Below are 24512 nucleotides of genomic sequence, written 5' to 3'. Positions count from 1 at the left end.
CACGCGCGCCACCGGCGTCGTTGCACGCGGCGAGACGTCACGCCGCATCCGGTCCGTCGCGCGTGCTGCCTTACACTACCGCCTGTTCTCGTCTTACGTTCACAAGAATTGCGTCGACATGTCTCTGACGATCGATCCGAAGCAAGCCGCCGCGCTGCTGGCCGTCGCCGATACCGGCAGCTTCGAGCAGGCCGCCGTGCGCCTGCACGTGACCGCGTCCGCCGTCACGCAGCGGGTCCGCGCGCTGGAGGCGAGCCTCGGCGCGCCGCTCGTGCTGCGCACGCGGCCGTGCCGGCCGACGGCGGCCGGGCAGCGCGTGCTGCAGCACCTGCGCCGCGTCGCGCTGCTGCAGGCCGACCTGCAAAGCACGCTCGCGACCGAGCGCGAATCGCCGATCTCGGTCACGATCGCGCTGAACTCCGACAGCCTCGGCACCTGGTTCCTGCCCGCATTGACGTCGGTGCTCGCGGGCGAGCGCATCCTGTTCGAGCTGATCGTCGAGGACCAGGACCACACGTTCGCGCTGCTCGAAAGCGGGATGGCCGTCGGCTGCGTGACGACCGAGCCGAAGCCGATGCGCGGCTGCGTCGCGACGCCGCTCGGCACGATGCGCTACCGGCTGCTCGCGGCCGCCGCGTTCGCGCTGCGCTGGTTTCCGCGCGGCCTGAACCGCACGGGCGCGCGCCATGCGCCGGTCGTCGCGTATTCGCGGCGCGACACGCTGCAGTCCTCGTTCCTGAAGGAGAAGTTCGGGTTGCCCGAAGGCGCGTATCCGTGCCACTACGTGCCGGGCACGCACGCGCATTTCGCGGCGGTGCGGCACGGGCTCGGCTACGCGATGGTGCCGGAGCCGCTGCTCGGCGGCACACCGCTCGACGCGCAGGGGCTCGTCGATCTCGCGCCGCTGCATCCGACCGACATCACGCTGTACTGGCACGCATGGACCGTGCAATCGCCGACGATGGCGTCGCTGTCCGCACGGGTGGTCGAAGCGGCGCGCCGGTTGCTCGCGCCGCTGCCGTGACGAACGGGTGATCGACACCGCCGGCGCGGCACGTCGCGCGGCATGCGTGGCCAAGAGAAACGCCGCCGCGCCGCCTATACTTTTTCCATCGGCCCCGCGAACGCGCCGCGCGGCCGATCACGCACATCCGGCCGTTCCCTTTTCCGTGAGGAGAACATCATGCCCCGCCGCTATATCGATTGCCGCGAGTTTCCCAGCGCGATGAATTGCTCGGTCGCAATTTCCGCCGACTCCGACGACGAACTGCTGGAGGCCGCCGTGCAACACGCGGTCTCGGTGCACCAGCACACCGACAGCGCCGAACTGCGCACGCAACTGAAAACACTGTTCCGCGACGGCACGCCGCCCGCCGACATGCTCCGGCAAGCGTAACCGCCGGCACGCCAGATATCGACAGACGGGCTGCATCGCCGCCCCCGTCGCTTCCTTGCTCCTGCTTCGCGCCACGACGCGCCGGCGCCCCCGCCGGCCGGCGCACTCGGCTTTACGTACGCCGCTGCGCGAAATACGCGCCGACCGCATCGATGAAGGTATCGATGTCCGCGCGCGACACGTCGCAGTGCGTGACGAAGCGCGACGCGTACAGCATCTGCGTGAGGATCCCGCGCGCCTTGAGCCATGCCTCGAGCGGCGCGCAATCGGCTTCGGGGAATTGCGCGAACACCATGTTCGTCGCATGCGACAGCACCTTCACCGGCTCGATGCGCGCGAGGCCTGCCGCGAGATGCGCGGCGTTCGCGTGATCGTCGGCCAGCCGCTCGACATTGTGGTCGAGCGCATACAGGCAGGCCGCCGCGAGAATGCCCGACTGCCGCATTCCGCCGCCCAGCACCTTGCGCCAGCGCTGCGCGCGCTCGACGAGCGCACGATTGCCGACCAGCACCGAACCGACCGGCGCGCCGAGCCCTTTCGAGAAGCAGATCGACACGGTATCGAACGGCGCGCACAGTTCCGCGATCGGACGGCCCGACGCGACGGCCGCATTGCACGCGCGCGCGCCGTCGAGGTGCGTGGCCAGCCCGCGGCTGCGCGCGAGCGCGACGGCTTCCTGCACATAGCCGTCCGGCAACACCTGGCCGCCGATCGTGTTTTCGAGCGCGAGCAGGCGCGTGCGGGCGAAGTGATTGTCGAGCGGCTTGATCGCCGCGGCGATCTTCGCGAGCGGCAGCGTGCCGTCGGGCGCGTTCTCGATCGGCTGCGGCTGGATGCTGCCGAGCACGGCCGCGCCGCCGCCTTCGTACTTGTAGGTGTGCGCGAGCTGGCCGACGATGTATTCGTCGCCGCGTTCGCAATGGGCCATCAGCGCGGCGAGGTTGCTCTGCGTGCCGCTCGGGAAGAACAGGCCGGCTTCCTTGCCGGCCCGCTCGGCCGCGACCGCCTGCAGGCGCAGCACGGTCGGGTCGTCGCCCCATACATCGTCGCCGACTTCGGCGGCAGTCATCGCGGCCAGCATCGCCTGGCTCGGACGTGTCACGGTATCGCTGCGTAAATCGATCATCTTCGTGCCCTGAGTGAACGCGGACCGGTACCGATGCGCCCGGCCCTGCCGAAACGAGACTCAGAGTGTACGCAATTCGCGCAGCGCTTGCCGATGCTTCGCGCCGGGCGAAAGCCACGTGACCGGGCGCCGCCGGTGCACGATCCGGATACAACCGGCACGACGCGACGCAGTCCACGCCGGCGCGGCATCGTCAACAACGCGGCGGCGGCCGGACACCCGGCATAGGCATCGGCATCGGCATAGGCCGCGCGTGCCAACGCGCGGCACCTTCGCGCACGCCGCATCGTTCCCGTGATGCGACGCGCCATATTGCCGCACGTGCGGCAGACCGCCACGCCACGACCGCCTGCGGCGCGCGCCGCGATCTTGATACGAATCAACGATTTATCTCGAAACCGCGCGCGCCGGGCTGGACATCTGCGACGAGTTGGCGCATTTCGCGGCGCAACATCGCGGCACATACTCCAGCCAACCCCGATGCCCCCTCCGGCCGGGGTCCGCCGGCACCCCGCCGGCGGGTATCGTCAAGCCTCGGTCAACTGGTATGGACACCGCATTTTCGGCCCTCGATCTGGCCCGCCTGCAATTCGCGTTCACCGTCTCCTTTCACATCGTCTTCCCGGCGCTGAGCATCGGCCTCGCCAGCTTCATCGCCGTGCTCGAATATCGCTGGCTGAAGACCGGCAAGCCGTACTACAAGACACTCTGCCTGTTCTGGTCGAAGATCTTCGCGGTCGCGTTCGGGATGGGCGTGGTTTCCGGCGTCGTGATGAGCTATCAGTTCGGCACCAACTGGTCGGGCTTCTCGAGCTTCGCCGGCTCGGTCACCGGCCCGCTGCTGATGTACGAGGTGATGACGGCGTTCTTCCTCGAAGCCGGCTTCCTCGGCATCATGCTGTTCGGCTGGAACCGCGTCAGCCCGCGCGCGCACTTCGGCGCGACGCTGATGGTCGCGATCGGCACGCTGATCTCGACGTTCTGGATCCTCGCGTCGAACAGCTGGATGCAGACGCCGCAGGGTTTCGAGATCGTCGACGGCCGCATCGTGCCGACCGACTGGTTCGCGATCGTCTTCAACCCGTCGTTCCCGTACCGCCTGTTCCACATGGCGATCGCCGCGTTCATCGTCGCCGCGCTGGTGGTGGCGGCGACGGGCGCGTGGCACCTGCTGAAGGGCCGCCGCGACAAGGGCGTGAAGAAGATGTTCTCGATGGCGCTGTGGCTGCTGCTGGTGCTCGCGCCGCTGCAGGCCGTGATCGGCGACCAGCACGGCATCAACACGCTGAAGCACCAGCCCGCGAAGATCGCCGCGATCGAAGGGCTGTGGGAAACCGAAAAGGGCGGCACGGCGCTCAACCTGTTCGGCATTCCGGACATGAAGGCCGAAACGACCCGCTACGCGGTCCAGGTGCCGCACCTCGGCAGCCTGATCCTCACGCACAGCTGGGACGGCGAGATCCGCGGACTGAAGGAATTCCGCCCCGAGGATCGTCCGAACTCGACGGTCGTGTTCTGGAGCTTCCGGATCATGGTCGGCCTCGGCTTCGCGATGATCGGCCTCGCCGCGCTCGCGTGGCTGCTGCGCCGCCGCGGCAGCCTGTATGAATCGAAGTGGTTCCAGCGCCTCGCGCTCGTGATGGGCCCGACCGGCTTCGTGTCGCTGCTCGCGGGCTGGGTGACGACCGAAGCGGGCCGCCAGCCGTGGGTCGTGTATGGCGTGATGCGCACCGCGCAGGCCGTGTCGCCGCTGTCGGTGCAGCAGGTCAGCCTGTCGATGATGACGTTCGTGATCGTCTACTTCCTCGTGTTCGGCACCGGCGTGTACTACATGCTGAAGCTGATGAAGGCCGGCCCCGCGCTGCCCGACGTCAAGCACGACGCGCGGCACGGCGAGCCCGACACGCGCCCCGATCACACCGCGCGCCGCCCGATGTCGGCCGTCGACGAGCTGATCGAGACCGTCTGAGCCCCCCACTTTCGCAAACGAGAAAACCTATGGACGTCACCGTAATCTGGGCCGCGATCATCGCATTGGGGCTCTTCATGTACGTCGTGCTCGACGGCTTCGACCTCGGCATCGGCATCGTCTTCCCGTTCTTCCCGGACGAGAAGGAACGCGACCTGATGATGAACACCGTCGCGCCCGTGTGGGACGGCAACGAGACGTGGCTCGTGCTCGGCGGCGCCGGGCTGTTCGCGGTGTTCCCGATCGTCTATTCGACGGTGCTGTCGGCGCTGTACCTGCCGCTGATCTTCATGCTGGTGTGTCTGATCTTCCGCGGCGTGTCGTTCGAGATCCGCGCGAAGGCGCGGCGCACGAAGCAGCTGTGGGATCTCGCGTTCATCGGCGGCTCGGCCGGCGCGACGCTGTTCCAGGGGATCGCGCTCGGCGCGTTCCTGCAGGGCATCGACGTGAAGGACGGCGTGTACGCCGGCGGCGCGTTCGACTGGCTCACGCCGTTCAGCCTGCTGACGGGCCTCGGGTTGATCGTCACGTACGCGCTGCTCGGCTGCTGCTGGCTCGTCGCGAAGACGGAAGGCGACCTGCAGCGGCGCCTGCATCGCGTCGTGTGGCCGCTGACCGTCGTGCTGCTCGGCTTCATCGCGGTCGTCAGCCTGTGGACGCCGCTGCAGGATCCGGCGGTCGCGCAGCGCTGGTTCGATTCGGGGCTGTTCTGGCGCCTGCTGCCGGTGCCGTTCCTGGTCGCCGGGTGCGCGGTGTGGATGCGTCGCGCGGTACGCAACCGGCACGACATGACGCCGTTCGTGCTCGCGCTGGCACTCGTGCTGCTCGGCTACGTCGGCCTGCTCGTCACGATGTTCCCGTATGCGATTCCTCAGACGATGACGATCTGGGAAGCGGCGGCGCCGCGGTCGAGCCAGACCTTCACGCTGGTCGGCGCAGCGGTTATCCTCCCGATCATCATCGCCTACACGACGATGGGTTACTGGGTATTCCGAGGCAAGGTGCGCCATGAAGACCAGCATTACTACCACCACTGATCCCGCCGCCCGCCGGCCCGACGCGCCGCGGCCGCGGATGCGCGGCTGGATGTGGTTCGTCGTCCTGTGGGCGGGCGGCGTGCTCGGCGCCGTCACGCTCGGCTATGCGTTCAAGATCTTCATGAACCTGACGCTGTTCGCGGTGAAGTAAAAGGCAGCGCGCCGGCCGGGCGATCGCGTCACGCGCGCGGCCCGGGCGCGGCGCGCATCGATCGCCCGATGGATGCGTGATCCGCTGCCTCTTCCTCCGCGTGCGTTATTGCGGCGCCCGCCGCACGACGCCGAGCTTCAATCCCAGCATGCCGAATATGCGGTTCATCGTCTGAACCGTCCCGTCGCTGCGGCCCTGCTCGATATCCTGAATCGTCTTTGTCGACACACCGGCGAGCTTCGCCATTTCGGCGCTCGTCAGCCGCATCGTCTGCTTCAGATGACGCACGGATTCGCGCAGCGACCACTCGGGATGCGCGAGAACGTCCTCGATCGCTTGCCGGCGCAACGCGAGCTGATCGGGAAGCGACATCGCGTTATAGCGTTTGTCCATCGTGTCGCCCTCGCCTAGCGCAGTGCATCCAGTTCGCGGGCGAGCCGCTCGATGCCCGGTTTCAGGAAAGCATGCACATCGTGCTCCAGTCCGAGATCGACACCCCGATCGGCGATCTCCTGCAAGCGCGGCGCCATTGCGTGCAGCCGTGCCCGCAATGCGTCGCGATCCAGCGCGGCATGCGCCTCCCCCGCCTGCGGCTCGCTCGACCGGACGACCGCATCGAGTACCCGCGCCCAGTCTGGCTGACCACCGTCATTTCCTTCCCAGCGGATGCGCCGTGCGATGCCGTCGGGGTGCAGATACATCGGTGCGAAGTCGTAAAGCGGCGTCAACGCAACGCGTCCATCGAAGTCGCGTTGCAATGCCGAGTTCCGTGCATGATTGTCTTTGTTCCCCAACGCGAGATTCGCGACGTCGCGGCACAGATACTCGGCCACCTCGGCTTGAGGATCCGTGCATCGGCGCACGAGATGCCCGCACACCTCGTCGTGACTCGGCACGACGCCGAAGCCGGCTTTTCCGGTCAGCGACGCAATACTTTCCTGAGCGAACCGGACAACGCTGCCACCAACGCGCGCGCGATCGAACCGCGGAATGAATAGCGACCGATCGCGCAGCGTCAGCGGCGCATGCACGCGCAATCCAAGACGCTGGGCCAATGCCATGTAGGGCGCTTCGTGACGAAGGATTTGTGCAAGACGCTCGTTCGTGCCACGTCCGAACTTGACGATGTAGTGCGCGACCGCGCGCGCATCGGGCAGCGTGTGATCGAGATAGAGCAGTCCGTCGTCGGCACGGGTCAGCAGCAGCTTCGGCCACTCGCCCTGCACACCCGAGGAGCCCGCGACGAAGAATCCATGTTCGGCAAGGTATTCGCTGAATGCGTCTCCGCGTGCGACAACGTCATCGTCGGTAAATCCTTGCCGCGGCCCCTGGCGCTCGGCGAGCCACTGCGCGGCTTCCTTGATCCGCAGATTGCCGATCGAGTTACCGGCTCCCGCGAGCAGCAACGGCCAGTCGGCACGCTCCTCGGCTGTTTCCGGCAGATCGAGGCGGCGCAACAACTCCTGACGGCCGAAGCCTTGCGGCAGCAAATCGATCAGGAAAGTCGGCCAATGGGGCGTCACCAGTGGCTCGAGATCGACCGGAAAACCGCATGCCATCGCGTGCGCATCGCGGGCGAATTGATGTCGAACGATCCATTCGACGTCGTAACCCGTACAGGCACGACTGCGCCAGCCCTCGTCAGGCTCGCCGAAAAGGGTGACGACGCCGATGTCGTGCCAAATACCATCGGCGTGGAGCTGGATCGTGCAGGAAGCGTTCATTTCAGCAGAAATCTATACAAATCATGCTGTTCATCGTAGCTGAATTATATAAATTTCTACCGAAATAGGAATCGAGCCCCTTGAACTCCGGAAGCAGCGGTCGAGGGAAACTGCCGCCGCTTACCGCCGCTCGCGCAGCGCCGCCTCGATCTTGCGATCGGTCTTGTACTGGCTCAGCGCATACACCGACCAGATCGCGGCCGGCAGCCAGCCGATGATCGTGAGCTGCAGGATCAGGCAGATCACGCCGGCGATCGGGCGGCCGATCGTGAAAAACTGGAACCACGGCAGCAAGAGGGCAAGCAGCAGACGCATCGGATTTCCTTTTTCGCATCGTTGAAGAACAGCGTACGCGGCCAATATGGCGCGTCACGCACCCCATTTCAAGCCGGCGCGCGCCCGGCACGCAGCCGACGCCCCGCGCCGGAACGTCCGCACCGCCCCGCCTTCTTCACCCGCCGGCCGCAAAAAAAAACGGCCCTCGCATCGCGCGAGAGCCGTATCGGAATCGCTGGAGAAGGTACTGCGCCGCGCCCGGAACATGTGCCGCATGCCGATCCGCACGCGCGTCCGCGTGTTCCCGTCAGCCGGGATGCCGACCTACGCCGAACCGGACAGCCATCGCGCAACCTGCGCGACGAGCGGATCCGCTTCGTCGAAACGCTCGACACCCGCCACCTGCGGCGCGTCGCAGATCGCGAACACCGGCTTGCCCCATTGCAGCCCCAGCGCGATTTCGGACAGCGTGCCGAGGCCGCCGCCGACCGCGATCAGGCACAGCGACGCGCGAGCGATCAGCGCGTTGCGCGTGATGCCGAGCCCGGTCGGCAGCACGACCGACAGGTACGGATTCGCGTCCCGCGCATCGTCCTCGGGCAGCAGCCCGATCGCGCATCCGCCTGCGGCCCGCGCGCCGCGCGCGGCCGCCTCCATCACGCCCTGCTTGCCGCCGCCGACGATCGCGATGCCCGTCGCCGCGATCGCGTGCGCGATCCGCTCGGCGACGGCGAGCTGCGCGTCGGTCGCGTCGCGCGGCCCGATCACGCCGACCGGCATCCGGTGCCGGCGTGCGCCGCGCTGTCGCTGTGCGAGCTGCGCCAGCGCGCCGCGCGTGTCGTCCGACCATTCAATGACGTCGTTGCCGTGCAAGTCCTTCCCCCAGTGCAAGAACGCAGGTGCAAAGCGCCGTCAGCACGATCGACAGTACGGCGGCCTGCGAGAAATCGGTCTGTCCGTCGGACAGCTTCAGGTACATCAGCAGCGGCAGGATGTTGACCTGCGTGCCGGCCAGCGCGAGCGCCGTGCCGTACGTGCCGAGCGCGATCGCACCGACGAGGCACCACGCCGACGCGATCGACGGCCACAGCTCGCGCCACGCGACGTCGAACCACGCGCGCCACGGCCGGGCGCCGAGCGTCAGCGCCGCCTCGAGCGGCCGCCGGTCGAGATTCGCGAGCGCCGGGTAGAGCATCAGCGCGACGCGCGGGATCAGGTAGTACGCGTAGGCGAACGCGAGCCCCGGCATCGTGTAGATCGCGCCGCCGACCACGGTCGGGTCCGCGCCGAGCGACGCCAGCAGCATCGTCACGAAGCCGGCGCGGCCGAACACGAGGATGAAGCCGTACGCGATCACGAGGCCGGAGAAGGCAAGCGGCACGCCGAGCAGCGCGAGCGACCAGCGGCGCCGCGCCGGCGACTGCCCGGCCAGCACGAACGCGACCGGCACGCCGACGGCGACCGACAGCGTGCCGGCGCCGATCGCGAGCGCCAGCGAGCGCACGATCGCGTCGGCGACGAGCGGATCGCCGAACACCGCGGCGAACGCACGGCCGCCGCCGTCGAACGCGGCGCCGACGAGCGCGGCGAGCGGCAGCACGAAGCACACCGCGAACAGCCCGGCCGCCGGCACCGCGCCGTAGCGGCGCAGGACGCCGCGCTGCATGGACGAAACCCGCATCGCGCGCCCCTTACTTGCCGAGCGTGGCCTGCGACCAGAGCTGGTCGACTTCGGCCTTGTGCGCCGCGGCCTTCGCGACGTCGAGCGGACGCACCTGCGGCGCGTTCGGCAGCTTCGCGGCGACATCCTGCGCCACCGGCGTGCCGGGTACGGCCGGACGCACGAAGCCCTGCGCGAACAACCCCTGCCCGACGTCGCTCATCACGAGGTTGAGCCACAGCTGCGCGGCGGCCGGATTCGGGCCGTTCTTCACGAGACTCATCGCGTACGGCGCCGACACGCTGCCGTCCTGCGGAATCACGACTTCGGCCGCGTCACCCATGCCGTCCGCGTACTTGGCCTTGAGCCCGTCGTTCTCGTAGCCGATCAGGACCGGAATCTCGCCCTTGACGAATTTCGCGTACGGCGTCGTCCCCTCGACGCGCAGCACGTTGCCCGCCTGCTTCAGCTTGCCGAAGAAATCCGCGCCCGGCTTCGGGTTGTCGACGCTGCCGCCGTTCGCATAGGCGGCGGCGAACACGGCGACCTGCCCCTGCCCGGTCGAGCGCGGATCGAGATAGACGACCGCATTGCGATATTCGGGCTTCAGCAGGTCCGACCAGCGCTGCGGCACGTTCTTCACGAGCTTCTTGTTGACGAGCAGCGCGATGTTCAGCGAATGCACCGCGAACCAGCGGCCGTCGGCCGCGCGGAACACCGTGGGCAGCTTGTCGAAATTGACCGGCTTGAACGGCGCGACGACGTCCTTGGCCGTCGCATCGAGCGCCGACGCCGCGAAGTAGTACGCCGTGTCGGCCTGCGGGCGGCGTCGCGACTTGTCGAGCGCGACGACCGTGGCCGCCGAGCCGATGTCGTTGTACGTGATCTCGACCTTCGGGTAGCGCTTGCGGAATTCGGCGAACAGCGACTTCCAGTTCGCCCATTCCGGGCCCGTGTCGAACGACACGACGAGCCCTTCGTCGGCGGCCTTCTCGTACAGCGCGTCTTCGCCGGGATACAGCGGCGCGGCATGGGCCAGCGCCGGCGCGAGGGTCGCGAACGCGCAGAGCGCCAGCAGGCGGCGGCGCGTCGCATGAAGGAAATGGCGGCGTGCAGACATCGTGATTCTCCGTTGAATGAATGGGTCGCCCGCGCTCACGCGGCGGGCAGCACGAGCAGATGGCGCGGCTCGATCGACACGCAGCGCGCGGGCAGCTCGCGCCCTTCGCCGAGCAGTGCGTCGGTCGCGCCGGCCGGTACGAAGTCGAAGCGCTGGGTCGCGCCGAAGTAGCGCACCTCGCCGACCCGGCCGTCGATGCGGTTCGCGACGGACTCGGGCGGATCGGGCTGCAGGTGTTCCGGCCGGATCAGCACCTCGACCGGGTCGCCCGGCCGGTGCGCACCCGTATCCGCGCGCAGCGTCGTGAACCGCACGTCGACCGCGCCATGCGCGAGCACGCGGCCGCGCAGCAGCGTCGAATGGCCGACGAACCGCGCGACCTGCGCGGTCGCCGGACGCTCGTACAGGTCGCGCGGGGTGCCGGCCTGCAGCATGCGTCCGCCGTCGACGATCGCCACGCGATCGGCCATGCTGAGCGCTTCGTCCTGGTCGTGCGTGACGAGCAGCGTCGTCGCGCCGCATGCGCGCTGCAGCGCGCGGATCTCGTCGCGCAGCTGGTGGCGAATGCCGGCGTCGAGCGCCGCGAGCGGCTCGTCGAGCAGCAGCAGCTTCGGTTCGATCACGAGCGCGCGAGCCAGCGCGACGCGCTGCTGCTGCCCCCCGGACAGCAGCGCCGTGCTGCGCCCGGCCTGCGCGGCGAGGCCGACGCGTTCGAGCATCTCGAGCGCGCGGCGACGGCGCGGCGCCGCGGCCATGCCGCGCATCTTCAGGCCGTAGGCGACGTTGTCGACGACCGACAGGTTCGGAAACAGCGCGTAGTGCTGGAACACCATTCCGACCTCGCGCTGCCACACCGGCACGCCGGCCATGTCGCGGCCGCCGATCGCGATACGGCCGTCGTACCCGTCGAGCAGGCCGGCGGCGAGGCGCAGCAGCGTCGATTTGCCGGAGCCGCTGCGGCCCATCACGGCGAGCAGTTCGCCCTGGGCCGCGGACAGCGTGACCGCGTCGACGCCGTGACGGGCGCCCGGATACTGGAAGCTGACGTTTTCGAAATCGAGACTCATGACGGTTTCACTTCAGGCGTGGCACGGTGAGGACGGAGGCGAGCGTCGCGAGCACGGCAAGGACGAGCAGCACGACGGTGGCCGCGCAGGCCATCCCGGACGCGCCGTAGAACGCCTGCAGCAGCACGATCGGATAGTTGCGGTAACGGAAGCCCGCGATCAGGTTCGAGATCTGGAATTCGCCGATCGACAGCGCGGCGACCATCACGAGACCGGAAAACAGGCTGTGCCGCAGGTTCGGCAGCACGACCGTGAAGAACTGGCGCAGCGGCGTCGCGCCGAGCGTCGCCGCGCACGCCTCGAGATGCGCGAGCCCCAGGTGGCGCAAGTCGCTCAGCAGCGTCTGCAGCAGGTACGGCAGCGTCAGCACCGCGTGCGCGGCGATCATCAGCGGCAGCGTGCCGAGCCACGGCAGCGCATCGCCGCTGAAGATCGCGATGTAGCCGAACCCGAGTGTCAGCGCCGGCACCGCGATCGGCATCAGCATCACGATGCGCGCCGCGAAGCCGCGGCCGGCCAGTGCGCGGTGATGCAGCGCATAGGCGAGCGGCAGCGCCAGCACGGCATTGATCGCGCAGCAGGTGAGCGCGACGACGAGGCTCGTGCCGAATGCGCGGGTGAAGCTGCGATTCGCGGCCAGGTCCGCGAACCAGTGCGACGTGATGCCGGTCGGCAGCAGCGTGTTCGTCCACGACTGGCCGACCGAGCCGATCAGCAGCAGCACGATCGGCAACGCGAGGTACAGCCCGAAGACCGCGACGAGCGCCTGCAGCAGCAGGCGTCCCGCGATCGCGCGCGGCCGTTTGTTACGACGAATCGGAATAGCTTCGGCAAGGGCCGGAGCGGCTGGCGGATGCATGGCGAATCTCGCTGACGGACACGGAACGAGTCACGCAACGCCCGCCGGGCAGGGCCGGCACGCGTTGTCATGAAGGCCGCAGTGTGCGGATCCGACATGGCATCGTCATGAAAAAAACGTACAACGCCCGCATCGATCTGTGCGCGCAAGGAATAGTTCGCCGTGAAGCACCTGTTTCCCAACGTCGCGGAGCTGCACGCGTTCGCGACTTCCGTGAAGTACCTGAACTTCTCGTATGCGGCGCGCGAGCTCGGCCTGACGCCGAGCGCGGTCAGCCGGCAGATCGCGAATCTCGAGACGCTGTTCGGGGTGAAGCTGTTCGTGCGCGAGGGGCGCAATCTCGCGCTCACGCGGGCCGGGCAGGTTTATCACGCACGCGTGATCGGCCCGCTGCGCGAGATCGGCAACGCGTCGATCGAATTGCTGAGCGCGCGCGAGGACAGCGACCTGCTGACGATCGCAAGCGTGCCGACCTTCACGACGAAGTGGCTGGTGCCGCGCCTCGCGCGCTTTCTGGCCGGCGCGCCGGACGTCACGCTGAGTTTTCGCCGCCATCTCGCGCACGGCGACGTGTTTCCGTTCGGACTCGACGCGGCGATACGCTATGGCGACGGCGCATGGGAAGGCGTCCGCTGCGATTACCTGGACGGCCGCACGTTCGTGCCGGTCTGTTCCCGCGAATTCGCGGCGCGACATGCGCTGCGCACGCCCGCCGACACGGCCGCCGCGCCGCGGCTCGTGCATGAGCAGGCGGAAATCGCGTGGTCGCTCTGGGCGGAGCGCCACCGCGTCGCCCGGATGAACGCGCTGGCCGGGCCGCGCTTCGAACAGTATTCGGTGCTGATCCAGGCCGCGCAAGCCGGGCTCGGGCTCGCGCTCGTGCCGCGCTTCCTGATCGTCGACACGCTCGCGAGCGGCGCGCTCGTCGAACCGTTCGACGCGCCCGTCGACGTCGATGCGCAGGGGCACTACCTGTGCTATGCGCCGGAGCGCCTGGAGACGAGTGCCGCGTTGCGGCGCTTCAGGGAATGGATCCTCGGCGCATGCGCGGAGCGCTGAGCGTGCCCGGCATGGCCGGGCACGCCCGGACGGCACGGCGGCGCCGGTAACACGGCGCCGTGCCGCCCGTGCCGTTGCGTCAGTGGTCGATGCCGAGCCCCGGCAGCACGTGCGTGTTCTCGGCCACGACCGCGTGCAGCAGCTTCGGTTCGGCGCCGAGCAGCCCGAGGATCGTCGGCGCGACCTGCTTCGTGCCGACCACATCGCTCACGGTACGCGCACGATGGAGGCCCGGGTACGACACGAGCAGGCCGAGGTGGCTGTCGTCAGGCGCGTTGCCGCCGTGTTCCTCGTCCTTCTTCGTGCTCGACGTGTAGATCACGCCCGGATTCGGCTGGACGATGATGTCCGGCGTGCGGCCGTTGGCCGGATCGCCGAACCGGTCGGCCAGCGCCGCGCCGTACAGGATGGATGCCTGCGGGCCGTCGGCGCAGATCCCCGGCGCGTTGCAGCCGAGGTTCGCCTTCAGCGTCTGCACCACGGCCGTGCGCTGGCTGCGGTCGCGCAGCCAGATCAGGCCGACGTCGTCGGTCTGCACGAAGCCCGTGCCGACCAGGCCCGAGCCGTCGTTCAGGTTGCCCGTCGTCGTGTTGTTCTGGCCGAAGTTGCCGTTCGGGTCGACGTAGTTGTTCGCTTCGAGCAGCTTCGTCAGCGTGTCGCCGTTCTTCACGAGCTTCGTGTGATCGGTCGGCGACTGGCCGTGCTTCGCCGTGACGATCACGGCCGTCGACGTGTACAGGTTGCGCTGCTTCAGCTCGGCGACGATGCGGCCGATCGAGTTGTCGACGTACGTGATCGCGTTCGCGACCTGGCCGTTCGGCGTGAAGTTCGCGTCGAGGTAGCCGCCGCCCTTCGCGACCGGCGCCTTCTGCGCGACGCTCAGCGTCTGGAAGTTGGCGCCGAACAGCGTCGGCACCGGCGCGTTCTTCGTGCCCGTCGAATCGCGGCCGTCGATCTGGTTGACCAGCGCCTGCACGTGCAGGTTGTCGAAGCGCGCCGTGTGCGAATAGACGTCGGTATAGGCCGTGTTCGTCGCCGGGTCGATCGAGTTGATCTCGGTGCGCATCAGATCGTCGACGCCGGTGCCCGACGGGCCGTTCAGCCAGTCGTAGCCCCACGCGTGCTTGTCCGCCCACGCGGTGTAGGCGTTCGGCACGCCGGCCTTGACGGCCTCGAACACCGTGTTGGTCTTCACGTAGTTGTGCGGATAGACCGGCACGCACTGGCCGTCGACCTTCGCATGCGGAATCGCCTGCGGATTGAATGCGCCGCCGCCGTCGAGGTGCACGAGCGCGCCGCCGTTGAACGCATCGATGCCGGTCGTCTCGTCGAACACGACGTTCCAGCCCTGCTTGCCCGAGCAGGTCGTGTCGCTCGGCGCGTACAGGTTGCGGTCGTACGACACGTCGTAGAACAGGCCGGCCGTCTTCGGCGAGCCGCCCGTCACGAGCGCGGCGAGCCCCGGGAACGAGTCCGACAGGCCGGGCGTGTAGGCGTTCGTGTACGTGACGCCGCTTTGTGCGAGCACGGCGAGGTTCGGACACGTGTTCGCGCCGATGCAGCGTGCGAGATCCTGCTCGTGCAGCCCGTCGACGCTGATCAGCAGCACGTGCTTCACGACACGCCGGCCGTGGCCGGCGTCATCGCCCTGGCTGTTGCCGTCCTGCTGCGCCGCGTAGGCGCCGGCGCTTGCGAGCGCCAGCGCGCCCGCCACCATCACCGCCATTTTTCGTTGCTTAGCGAACCTGGAAATCATCACCCCACCTCATCGATTGACGTTGAACTGCGTGACCTGCCATCAGGCGCGCAAAATATCGCCGCGCCGTGGGGCGCTCGCGTGAAGCGGGGCTTTCTGTTTTCTGTCAAACGTAACCAATCGCAAGTGACACGACGCGGTCGCAAAACGAGGCGACCCGGCGCACGCCGCGACGTGTGCGCGCGAGGTTCGCACCGGGTCGGTGCATCGGGCGCGCCGTCGCCCGCCGCGCGAATTTTTTTCACGCTTGGCGTATGACTATTGGCGTGTGATAAAGGGTTTTCCCTGACCCGGAGCACGAGTATGTCGACCCTGGAAGCTCTCCGGTTCGTGCTGGACGATGCACGCACCCCCGAAATCATTCGCCACCACGTCGTCGACGCGCTGCAGTACGCGTTGCGCAACTACGGCCAGGTGTTCACCGCGAAGGAAGTCGAATGGCTCACGCATTGGGACGATGCGCGCCTGCCGCTGGCCGCGAGGAAGGAACTGGACAAGCGCGAACCGGCGATCGAGGTGCGCTGACGGGAAGCGCGCCGCCGCGCCCGATTGCCGATCGGACGCGGCGGCGGCGGATGAGGGCGTAACGCTTACTGCAGGCCGAAGTCGACGCGCGTCGTCGCGCCCTTGTCCTCGATGCCCTTCGCATCGAGCTTCGGCGCCACGACGAACATGCGGCTCGCATCGATCTTGCCGTCGAGGTACTGGCGCACGGCCTGCGCGCGCTGCTGCGCGAGCGCGCGCAGCGCGTTGTCGTCGGCCGGCGCGTGATCGGCGAGCGCCTGCTTCATGTCCGCATCGGGCAGCGTCTTCTGCAGGCCGATCAGGTTGCGCGGCTTCTTGAAGTCGGCGTCCTTGTAGGCGCGCGTCAGGTACTTGGTGTACTCGGCCGGCTCGACCTTCACCGACATCGGATCGATGCTCTCGCCCTGGCCGACCACGTCCTTCAGCTTCTGCTGGCGGACCAGCCGTTCGACGTACGCGTCGCGCAGCCCCGGCGTATCCTTCGCCGGATCGACGCGGCCGATCAGGTCCAGCCGGATCGACGGCTTCTCGGTCAGCATCTTCACGACGGTATCGAGCTTCTTCTGCTGCGCGTCGGTCAGCTCGTACGCGCCCGGCGCGAACTCGACGTAGCCGAGATCCTCGCCGCCGCTGCCGCCGAACGCATTCGCGAGCAGCGTGAACGGCGACGTGACGGCCTTCGCGATCAGGTTCAGCACCGCGCGCCAGATCAGCCCGCCGACGCTGAACTCCGGATTCGACAGCGAGCCCGACACCGGCAGGTTCACGTCGATCTGGCCGCGCGTGTTCTTCAGGAGCGAGATCGCGAGCTTCACCGGCAACTTGGTCGCCGTGTCGTTTTCGACGTGATCGCCGAACGTGAGCTGATCGATGAAGATGTGGTTGTTCGCCTGAAGCTGGTCGTTCGCGAGCTGGTAGTGCAGGTCGACGTTGAGCTTGCCCTTCGTGATCGGGTAGCCGGCGTACTTCGCCGAATACGGCGTCAGGTTGGTCAGTTCGATGTCGTGCGCGGTCGCCGTGAGATCCAGCGCGGGCTTGTCGATCAGCGGGTTCACCGAGCCCTTGATCGAGATCGGTCCGTTGCCCGCGAGGTTCGCGGCGACGTCGACCGGCGCGGACGTCGTCGAGTCAGTGCCGAACGCGCCGACCGTCCCCTTGATCGCGACCAGGTTCGCCGTGTAGTTCGGCTTGATGAAGTTGTCGGTGTAGGTCACGCGGCCGTCCTGCAGCAGGAGCTCGCCGAAATGCATGCGCACCGGATTCTGCGGCGGCGGCGCGGCCTTCACGACGACCGTCGCCGATGCGGCGGCCGGCGCCGACGCCTGCTGCGCGGCCGCGGCCGACGAGGCCTGCGCGGCGGCGGCCGGCGGCGTCATGCCCGGCGACAGCGGCACCGGTTCGGGCTTGCTCGCGTCGCGCGTCAGCGACTGCGCGGGGCCCGTCTCCTTCGCGACGACGTCCTTCAGGTTCAGCCGACCCTGCGCATCGAGCAGCACGCGGCCGTAGAAGTTCGAGAACGTCACGCGCGCGGCGTCGACGTCGGTGCCCTTCTCGTCGTGGTTCACCTTCAGGTTCGACAGCGCGAGCGAGCGCCAGCCGGCGAACGGGTCGGACGTCGCCTTGTCGAGCATCCGCACGTCGACCAGCGCGACATCGCCGCGATAGGTCGCGCGCGGCGTGTCCTTCACCTGCGCGAACGTCAGGTTGCCCTGCGCGTTGAGCAGCGCGCTCGCGATGGTCGCGTTCAGCGCGCTGCCGAAGTACGGCTCGAACGCGGCCGCGTCGAGGCGGTTGCCGTTGATCTTCAGGCCGAGCTTCAGCGGCTGCGCGGTCACGTCGCCCGACACGTTCACCGAGCCCTTGCGGTTCAGCGTCGCCTTCAGCTGCACCGGCAGCGGCTTCGTCAGGTCGTCGCTGATCTTCTGCACCGACAGGTCGAGCGGCTTGATCGCGAGCTTCACCGGGCGCGGCGTCGACAGGTCCGTGAAGTTCGCGGACGATTCCTTCACGTTCAGCGCGTCGATCCGGTAATGCCACGACGGCGCGGCCGCCGCGGCCTTGCGCGCGACCGTGCGCCTGGGCACCGCCGCCTGCGCGGGTTCGGCCAGCGCCGCCAGGTCGATCTTGCCGTCCTTCAGGCGCTTCACGTCGAGCGCGAGCCCGGTCGCGTCGACGCTCGCGATTTCCGCGCTGCGCGCGGCGACGTCGACCTTCGTGATCTTCGCGCTCGCGTCGGGCAGCACGATCGCGGGCGCCTTCGCGTCCGGCGTCGCGAGCTTCAGCGACTTCAGGCTCACCGTGCTGTCGGCGACCTGCGCGTCGAGCGGCGTCTTGCCCCAGTCGGCCTTCGCGTTGACGCTCGCGCCGAGCGTGCCGTCGAGCACGCGCGCGCGGGTCGCCTCGCCGAGATACGGCTGCAGCGCCGGCAGCGCGAGCGCATCGACCGTCAGCTTCGTGTCGGCCTGCTTCGCCGCCAGGCTGAACGCGCCTTCGGCCTTCAGGTCGCCGCCGCGCGACAACGACGTCGACAACGTGTATTTCGCGGGCGTCTTGCCCTGCAGCGTGAAGCCGTCGAGCGTCGCGGCCAGCTTCGTCAGCGACAGCGCGGTCGGCGTCGCCGGCACGCGGTCGTCGACGTTGATCGTGCCGCCGTCGATCGCGAAATGACGGATCGTCAGATCGAGCGGCGGCGCTTCCTTCGCGACGGCTTCGGCCTTCGCGCCGCTCGCGGCGGCGACGGCGGCGGCTTCGCTCGATGCGGCGGCACCCGATGCGGCAGCGGCCGGCTTGCCGGCGGCCGGCTTGCCGGCGGCCGCCTTCGGCGCGGCAGACGGCTGGCCGGCGAGCTTCTCGACGTTCAGCACGCCCTGCTTGTCGCGCGCCAGGTCGACGACCGGCTGGTCGAGCCGGATCTCGTCGAAATGCAGCACGTTGCGCAGCGGCTCGAGGCCGGCGGCCGCGACGTGCACGCCGCGCGCGGCGAACAGCGGCGCGGACGCGCGGTCGGTCACCTTCGCGTCGTTGAGATCGACGGTGCCCGACACGCGCAGCGCGGGTGTGTCGCCGCTCATCACGAAGTGCAGCTTCAGGTCGCTGCTCAGGAGGCCGCTCGTGACGATCACCGGCAGCTTCGCCGGCGCGTACGAAATCAGCTTCGGCACGTCGAGCCGGTCGAACGTCAGCGCGACTTCCGACTCGCGCGACTGCGCAAACGGCTTCGTCCTGCCGTCGATCGCGATCGGGCTGCCGTCGAACCGCGCGCGCAGCTTCGGCTGCACGAAGATGTCGGTCTTCGACGGCAGCGTCGCGATGAACGGGATGCCGAGCATCCAGTTGTCGACCACGTGCTTTTCGTTCAGCAGGCGGTCGTCGAAGTCGATCCGGCCGTCGTTGACCTGGATGTTCGACACCGAGAAAAGTGTCGGCTTGCTTTCGGGTTTGGACGGCGTCGAGAACTTCTCGATCAGGTCGGTGAAGTTGAAGCGCTGCGCGTCGTAACGGACGATATGGAAGCGCGGCGAGTCGACGCGCACTTCGTTGACGATCGGCGCGCCGCGGAACAGCGACGACCACGACGGCCTGACGACGAGCTTGCCGATGTCGATGAAGTCGCCCTGGCCGCCGCGCTCGCCGACGTGCACGCCGTCGGCTTCGAGGTTCAGCGTGTACGGGTTCAGCGCGACGCGCTGGACCGTGGACGGCCGGCCGAGCTGCTGGCTCAGTTGCTGTTCGGCGATGTGGCGGATCAGCGGCGGCGCCGCGAAGAACCCGAGCAGTCCGAATAAAACGAGGAAGATCAACACGCCAAGGCCGATACGCCGGGTCCGGCGCGAGCGTGCAACGCCGCCGAGGGCATGGAGGGTCGAGGGTACGGTTTCTTTGTCTGCGCTTGCCATGCTTGGATGCCTCGGGAATGGATGCCTGGCCGCGCCGGAAAACCGGCACGGCCGTGCACGCTATCCCGAAAGTATAGGCTCAGGTGGTAACGGAACGACGTTCGGGCGCGGCCGCCGCGCCCGCGGATCGGACAGCGGCGGCGCCCGTCGGTTCATTTCCGGACGACGACGGGCGGCATCCACGAGCCGTCGCTCGCTTGCGGCTTCGGCGCGTACAGCCGCAGCGCGAGCGCGAAATCGGTGCGCGGCGCCGGCAGCCAGTTGGCCGCATGCGTGCCGCCCGGCGATGCCGACACGACCACGTCGATCGAGCCGTCGTGGTTGCGACGCAGCCGGTCGCGGTCGCCGAGCGAGCGGCGCGCCGAGCCGACGTCGGGCAGCGCACCGTTCGTCGCGTACGGCGTGAGCGTCCAGAACCCGCGCACCGGCGGCAGCGCGCCCGGCGCGAAGTGCAGCACGTAGCGGTTCGCGCCGTTCAGCGCATGGCCGTCGCTGTCGACGCGCACGAACGCGAGCGTCTCGTCGTCGCGCGTCGCGGTGCCGAACTGCGTGTAGGCCGCGTACGCGCGCAGCGTGTAATCCTGACCGTACTTGCCGGCCGTGTCGCCGATCCAGCTCCAGCCGTTCGCGTTGAGCAGGTTCGACGGCGGCGTCGCGAGCCGCGCGCGCGCCTCGGCGACCCCGGCCGTCGCGGCGTTCAGGCGATCGCCCGTCCACAGCACCGGGTAGCCGGCCGTCACGCCGATGTCGTTCAGCTGCTCTTGCGCGTGCGCATCGTCGGCCGGCGCCGGGTTGTCCTGCAGCGCCCGCGCAAAGCGCGTGAAGAACGCCTTCGGGTCGAGCGCGGCCACCTGCTCGGCCGGCGTGCCGCCGCTCGCCGCTTCCGACGGCGCGCTGCCCGCATGGACCGCGACCGACGCGCCGCGCGCACTGCCCGTATAGACGGACAGCGGCACCACGCGGATCGTCCGCTGCAGTTTCTTCACGTTCGTGAGGTCGCGCCCGCCACTCGTCTGCAGCCGCACTTCGAGCCACGCGTTCGCCGACGGCACGTCGATCCGCAATGCGCCCTTCGGCAGCGTGCCCTGCCAGTCCTTCGCGGCGAAGGCAATCGTTTGCGCTCGCACGGCGCCGCGAGCGCCACGCGCCGCCACGCTCGACGCCGACCACAGCACGTTCGTCCACATGTCGAGCGCGCGGGCATCCCAGTAACGGCCGCGGGTGTCCGGCAGCGTCACGATCACCGGCTCGGCGCCGACGTCGAGCCAGCCGGTCGAGTCGAGCGTGTCGACGCCCGGCAGCGGCGGGTTGAGCGCGCCGACGGGCGGCAGCGCCTGCGCGTGACGCAGCGTGTTGAGCGGCGCCTGGCCCGGCTGCGCGCCGTCGCCGCCCGTCGCGGCTTCCTTCGCGACGTCCATCAGCACGAGCGGATACGCGTATACATAAGAGTCGGCCACTTCGGCGCGCATCCAGCCGGTTTTCCGCTGGATCGCATCCGGTTGCGACGCGCATCCTGCCAGCAGCATCGCCAGGGCCAGCGACGCGCCTGCCGCGCGCCGCAGAGAAATTGATTCTCGTAGGTTTTCAATCATTGAGTACTGGCCGAATATCGTTCTTGTCAGTCAACGCCTTGTTCGACTCACGATCGGCGAAGGCAAGGCACCCCAGCCTGCCCGGTCGCCGCTTCGCCGGGCGGACGCTGATGTCAGGCCGGTATCATAGCGCCTGAGGGCATCCCCCAATATGCCGAATAACGGGCGCAGCAGTAGCCGGCCTGTCGTCAGCCTGAATCTCCGCTGATCCGGCCCCTTGTACGAAGCGGTCCGCCGCCTGCGCTGGCCGGGCATGACAGGCGAGAATGCGTTGGCCGTCGACACGATCCTGTATTGCATCCCCCCTTGACCTTCCCATCATGGGAATGTTGATACTGACATCACTCGCGGCTCGATCCGCGCTCCTGGGGAATCCGACATGACTGAACCACTCGCCTCCGCAGCCCTGCAAACGGTCGAACTGACCGTCGACGGCATGCATTGCGGCGGCTGCACCGGCCGTGTGCAACGTGCGCTGGCTGCGGTGCCGGGCGTCGTCGAGGCCGCGGTCGATCTCGACGCGCATGCGGCCACGGTCACCGCGCATGATGCGGTCACGCCGGCGCAGCTCGTCGACGCGGTCGGCGCCGCCGGCTATCGCGCTGCCGTGCGCGAAGCGACGAGCGCAGCCCCGGCGGCCTCGCCCGCGGGGCACGCGACGCGCGTCGCAGCACCGCCGGTAACGGCAACGGCATCGCCCGCCACCGCCACCACCACCACCACCACGATCGAACTCGATATCGACGGCATGACCTGCGCGTCGTGCGTGTCGCGCGTGGAGAAAGCGCTCGCGAAAGTGCCGGGCGTCACGCGCGCAACGGTCAACCTCGCGACCGAACGCGCGACGGTCGACGCCGCAGCGGACGTTTCCGCGTCGCAACTGGCGGATGCCGTCAGGCAGGCCGGCTATGGTGCGACCCCGCTCGCGCCGGATACCGCCGCCCTCCCTTCCCCGTCCGCGTCTCCGGCATCCGCCAGCCTCGAACTCGCCATCGACGGGATGACCTGCGCGTCATGCGTGTCGCGCGTCGAAAAGGCGCTGGAGAAGGTGCCGGGCGTCACGCATGCGTCGGTCAATCTCGCGACCGAACGCGCATCGGTGCATGGCACCGGCGCGCTCGACGCCGCCACGCTGATCGCGGCGGTCACGACGGCCGGCTATCGGGCGTCGCTCGCCGCCTCGCCGGACGCGGGCGCCTCGACCGACGCCACCGCCCGCGCCGGCAGCGGCGCCGCCGCGCAAGCCGCCGACGCCCGCAAGCAACGCGAAGCGATCCGCGAGCGCAATCTCGTGATCGGCTCGGCCGTGCTGAGCGCGCCGCTCGTCGTGCCGATGCTCGTCGCGCCGTTCGGTTTCGACGCGATGCTGCCCGGCTGGCTGCAGCTCGTGCTCGCGTCGATCGTCCAGTTCGGCTTCGGCGCGCGCTTCTACCGCGCTGCCTGGCATGCGGTGAAGGCACGCACGGGCAACATGGACCTGCTCGTCGCACTCGGCACGTCGGCCGCATTCGGCCTGAGCCTGTGGATGCTGCTGCGCGACCCCGCGCACCCCGGCCACCTGTATTTCGAGGCATCGGCCGTCATCGTCACGCTGGTGCGCTTCGGCAAATGGCTCGAAGCGCGCGCGAAACGCCAGACGACGGAGGCGATCCGCGCACTGAACGCACTGCGCCCGGACCGTGCGCGCGTCGTCGAGCACGGCGTCGAACGCGACGTGCCGCTCGCGCAGGTGCGCGTCGGCACGACCGTCAGCATCCGTCCCGGCGAGCGTGTGCCCGTCGACGGCCGGATCGTGTCGGGTCGCTCGCACGTCGACGAATCGCTGGTCACCGGTGAAAGCCTGCCGGTGCCGAAGGACGACGGCGACTCGGTCACGGCCGGGTCGATCAACGGCGAAGGCGCGCTCGTCGTCGAAACCACCGCGATCGGCGCGGAAACGACGCTCGCACGCATCATCCGCCTCGTCGAATCCGCCCAGGCGGAGAAAGCGCCGATCCAGCGGCTCGTCGATCGCGTCAGCGAAGTGTTCGTGCCGGCGATCCTCGGCATCGCCGTGCTGACGCTGATCGGCTGGCTGATCGCCGGCGCTGGCACCGAAACGGCGATCCTCAACGCGGTCGCGGTGCTCGTCATCGCGTGCCCGTGCGCGCTCGGCCTCGCGACGCCCGCGGCGATCATGGCCGGCACCGGCGTCGCGGCCCGCCGCGGCGTGCTGATCAAGGACGCCCAGGCGCTCGAACTCGCGCAGCGGACCACCGTGATCGCGTTCGACAAGACCGGCACGCTGACCGAAGGCAAACCGTCCGTGACGGCGTTCGACGCCGTCGGCATCCCGCGCGAGCAGGCGCTCGCGCTCGCGGCCGCGGTCCAGCGGCAAAGCGATCACCCGCTCGCACGCGCGGTGGTCGCCGCACACGATGCGGACGTCTTGGCCCGCGGCGGCGGCGCGGGTTCGGCCGAGATCGTCGCGGCCGATGCGCGCGCGGTGGCCGGACGCGGCGTCGAAGCGCGTGTCGACGGGCAGCTTCTCGCACTCGGCAGCACCCGCTGGCGCGACGAACTCGGCATCGTCGTGCCGCCCGAACTCGACGCGCGTGCCGCGGAACTCGAACGCGCGGGCAACACGATTTCGTGGCTGATGCGCGCCGATGCGCCGCGTGCGCTGCTCGCGCTGATCGCGTTCGGCGACACCGTGAAGCCCGGCGCGCGCGACGCGGTCGCGGCCCTGTCGGCACGGGGCGTCGCGAGCGTGCTCGTGACGGGCGACAACCGCGGCAGCGCCACGGCCGTCGCGGCGACGCTCGGGATCGGCGAAGTGCATGCGCAGGTGCTGCCCGACGACAAGGCACGCGTGGTGGCCGAACTGAAGCGTACGCGCGGCGGAATCGTCGCGATGGTCGGCGACGGGATCAACGACGCGCCCGCGCTCGCCGCGGCCGACGTCGGCATCGCGATGGCCACCGGCACCGACGTCGCGATGCACACGGCCGGCATCACGCTGATGCGCGGCGACCCGGCGCTCGTCGCCGATGCGATCGACATCTCGAAGCGGACGTACCGGAAGATCCAGCAGAACCTGTTCTGGGCGTTCGTCTACAACCTGATCGGCGTGCCGCTCGCGGCGCTCGGCTGGTTGAATCCGGTGATCGCGGGGGCAGCGATGGCGTTTTCCAGCGTCAGCGTCGTGACGAATGCGTTGCTGCTGAGGAGATGGAAAGGGCGGGCGCGATGATGCTGGCCGCGACGCGCGCCGGATGGTCCGATGGACCTCCAGCGCTCGTCGCATAAGGAATCGGGAA

Annotated in this window: 20 protein-coding genes; 8 read left to right on the top strand and 12 right to left on the bottom strand. The window is 68.8% G+C overall.

What is annotated here, in order from left to right:
- The first annotated feature begins 118 nt into the window (after positions 1 to 118).
- Both DIE12_RS06990 and DIE12_RS06985 read left to right on the top strand, forming a co-directional pair.
- Positions 119 to 1024 carry an HTH-type transcriptional regulator ArgP gene (locus DIE12_RS06990; RefSeq protein ID WP_124486092.1) on the top strand — a complete coding sequence of 302 codons (906 nt, stop codon included), beginning with the start codon at positions 119 to 121 and terminating at the stop codon, positions 1022 to 1024.
- Between the two features lie 159 nt (positions 1025 to 1183).
- Positions 1184 to 1396: a DUF1059 domain-containing protein gene (locus DIE12_RS06985; RefSeq protein ID WP_044848500.1), complete on the top strand. Its 213-nt coding sequence runs from the start codon at positions 1184 to 1186 to the stop codon at positions 1394 to 1396.
- Between the two features lie 112 nt (positions 1397 to 1508).
- On the opposite strand, the gene ltaE is transcribed toward DIE12_RS06985, so the two are convergent.
- The gene (gene ltaE, locus DIE12_RS06980; RefSeq protein WP_124486091.1) at positions 1509 to 2522 is read right to left on the bottom strand and encodes a low-specificity L-threonine aldolase; all 1014 of its coding nucleotides are present in this window, start codon (positions 2520 to 2522) and stop codon (positions 1509 to 1511) included.
- Positions 2523 to 3069: 547 nt separating this feature from the next.
- Between ltaE and DIE12_RS06975 the strand changes: the two genes are divergently transcribed.
- From DIE12_RS06975 to DIE12_RS06965, 3 genes are read left to right on the top strand one after another with little or no spacing between them, the layout of a single operon-like run.
- The gene (locus DIE12_RS06975) at positions 3070 to 4491 is read left to right on the top strand and encodes a cytochrome ubiquinol oxidase subunit I (RefSeq protein WP_124486090.1); all 1422 of its coding nucleotides are present in this window, start codon (positions 3070 to 3072) and stop codon (positions 4489 to 4491) included.
- A gap of 29 nt (positions 4492 to 4520) precedes the next feature.
- Positions 4521 to 5528, top strand: a complete 1008-nt coding sequence (gene cydB / locus DIE12_RS06970; protein ID WP_124486089.1) for a cytochrome d ubiquinol oxidase subunit II — start codon at positions 4521 to 4523, stop codon at positions 5526 to 5528.
- A complete protein-coding gene (locus tag DIE12_RS06965; protein ID WP_044848496.1) occupies positions 5500 to 5679 on the top strand; it encodes a hypothetical protein in 180 nt (59 codons plus the stop codon). The genes cydB and DIE12_RS06965 overlap by 29 nt, the downstream gene beginning before the upstream one ends.
- A 105-nt stretch (positions 5680 to 5784) precedes the next feature.
- On the opposite strand, the gene DIE12_RS06960 is transcribed toward DIE12_RS06965, so the two are convergent.
- The 8 genes from DIE12_RS06960 to DIE12_RS06925 form a co-directional block, all read right to left on the bottom strand.
- Positions 5785 to 6072 carry a helix-turn-helix domain-containing protein gene (locus DIE12_RS06960; RefSeq protein ID WP_044848495.1) on the bottom strand — a complete coding sequence of 96 codons (288 nt, stop codon included), beginning with the start codon at positions 6070 to 6072 and terminating at the stop codon, positions 5785 to 5787.
- Between the two features lie 14 nt (positions 6073 to 6086).
- Complete coding sequence (locus tag DIE12_RS06955; protein WP_124486088.1) at positions 6087 to 7403, bottom strand: type II toxin-antitoxin system HipA family toxin; 1317 nt, start codon at positions 7401 to 7403, stop codon at positions 6087 to 6089.
- A gap of 120 nt (positions 7404 to 7523) precedes the next feature.
- Positions 7524 to 7718, bottom strand: a complete 195-nt coding sequence (locus DIE12_RS06950; RefSeq protein ID WP_044848494.1) for a YqaE/Pmp3 family membrane protein — start codon at positions 7716 to 7718, stop codon at positions 7524 to 7526.
- Between the two features lie 285 nt (positions 7719 to 8003).
- The gene (locus tag DIE12_RS06945) at positions 8004 to 8459 is read right to left on the bottom strand and encodes a TIGR00725 family protein (protein WP_124486164.1); all 456 of its coding nucleotides are present in this window, start codon (positions 8457 to 8459) and stop codon (positions 8004 to 8006) included.
- Between the two features lie 70 nt (positions 8460 to 8529).
- Positions 8530 to 9360 (bottom strand): ABC transporter permease, encoded by an 831-nt coding sequence (locus tag DIE12_RS06940; protein WP_124486087.1) that lies wholly within the window; start codon positions 9358 to 9360, stop codon positions 8530 to 8532.
- 10 nt (positions 9361 to 9370) lie between these two features.
- Complete coding sequence (locus DIE12_RS06935) at positions 9371 to 10459, bottom strand: extracellular solute-binding protein (protein ID WP_124486086.1); 1089 nt, start codon at positions 10457 to 10459, stop codon at positions 9371 to 9373.
- A 35-nt stretch (positions 10460 to 10494) separates the two neighbouring features.
- Entirely contained in the window at positions 10495 to 11526 is a 1032-nt protein-coding gene (locus DIE12_RS06930; RefSeq protein ID WP_124486085.1) for an ABC transporter ATP-binding protein, read from the bottom strand.
- 7 nt (positions 11527 to 11533) lie between these two features.
- A complete protein-coding gene (locus tag DIE12_RS06925) occupies positions 11534 to 12385 on the bottom strand; it encodes an ABC transporter permease (protein WP_124486084.1) in 852 nt (283 codons plus the stop codon).
- A 162-nt stretch (positions 12386 to 12547) separates the two neighbouring features.
- Between DIE12_RS06925 and DIE12_RS06920 the strand changes: the two genes are divergently transcribed.
- Positions 12548 to 13444, top strand: a complete 897-nt coding sequence (locus tag DIE12_RS06920; RefSeq protein WP_044845028.1) for a LysR family transcriptional regulator — start codon at positions 12548 to 12550, stop codon at positions 13442 to 13444.
- A gap of 79 nt (positions 13445 to 13523) precedes the next feature.
- Here DIE12_RS06920 and DIE12_RS06915 read toward each other — a convergent pair whose 3' ends face one another.
- Entirely contained in the window at positions 13524 to 15200 is a 1677-nt protein-coding gene (locus tag DIE12_RS06915; RefSeq protein WP_124486083.1) for an alkaline phosphatase family protein, read from the bottom strand.
- A 303-nt stretch (positions 15201 to 15503) separates the two neighbouring features.
- Between DIE12_RS06915 and DIE12_RS06905 the strand changes: the two genes are divergently transcribed.
- Positions 15504 to 15725, top strand: a complete 222-nt coding sequence (locus tag DIE12_RS06905; RefSeq protein ID WP_185500307.1) for a hypothetical protein — start codon at positions 15504 to 15506, stop codon at positions 15723 to 15725.
- Between the two features lie 65 nt (positions 15726 to 15790).
- On the opposite strand, the gene DIE12_RS06900 is transcribed toward DIE12_RS06905, so the two are convergent.
- Both DIE12_RS06900 and DIE12_RS06895 read right to left on the bottom strand, forming a co-directional pair.
- A complete protein-coding gene (locus tag DIE12_RS06900; protein ID WP_124486081.1) occupies positions 15791 to 19621 on the bottom strand; it encodes a DUF748 domain-containing protein in 3831 nt (1276 codons plus the stop codon).
- A gap of 152 nt (positions 19622 to 19773) precedes the next feature.
- The gene (locus DIE12_RS06895; RefSeq protein WP_124486080.1) at positions 19774 to 21213 is read right to left on the bottom strand and encodes a DUF1254 domain-containing protein; all 1440 of its coding nucleotides are present in this window, start codon (positions 21211 to 21213) and stop codon (positions 19774 to 19776) included.
- Between the two features lie 379 nt (positions 21214 to 21592).
- On the opposite strand from DIE12_RS06895, the gene DIE12_RS06890 reads away from it, so the two are divergent.
- Entirely contained in the window at positions 21593 to 24445 is a 2853-nt protein-coding gene (locus DIE12_RS06890) for a heavy metal translocating P-type ATPase (RefSeq protein ID WP_124486079.1), read from the top strand.
- Positions 24446 to 24512: the final 67 nt, after the last annotated feature.

This window comes from Burkholderia sp. Bp9015 (genome assembly GCF_003853505.1).
GTDB lineage: Bacteria > Pseudomonadota > Gammaproteobacteria > Burkholderiales > Burkholderiaceae > Burkholderia.
This window is presented reverse-complemented; position numbering and strand designations above follow the sequence as displayed.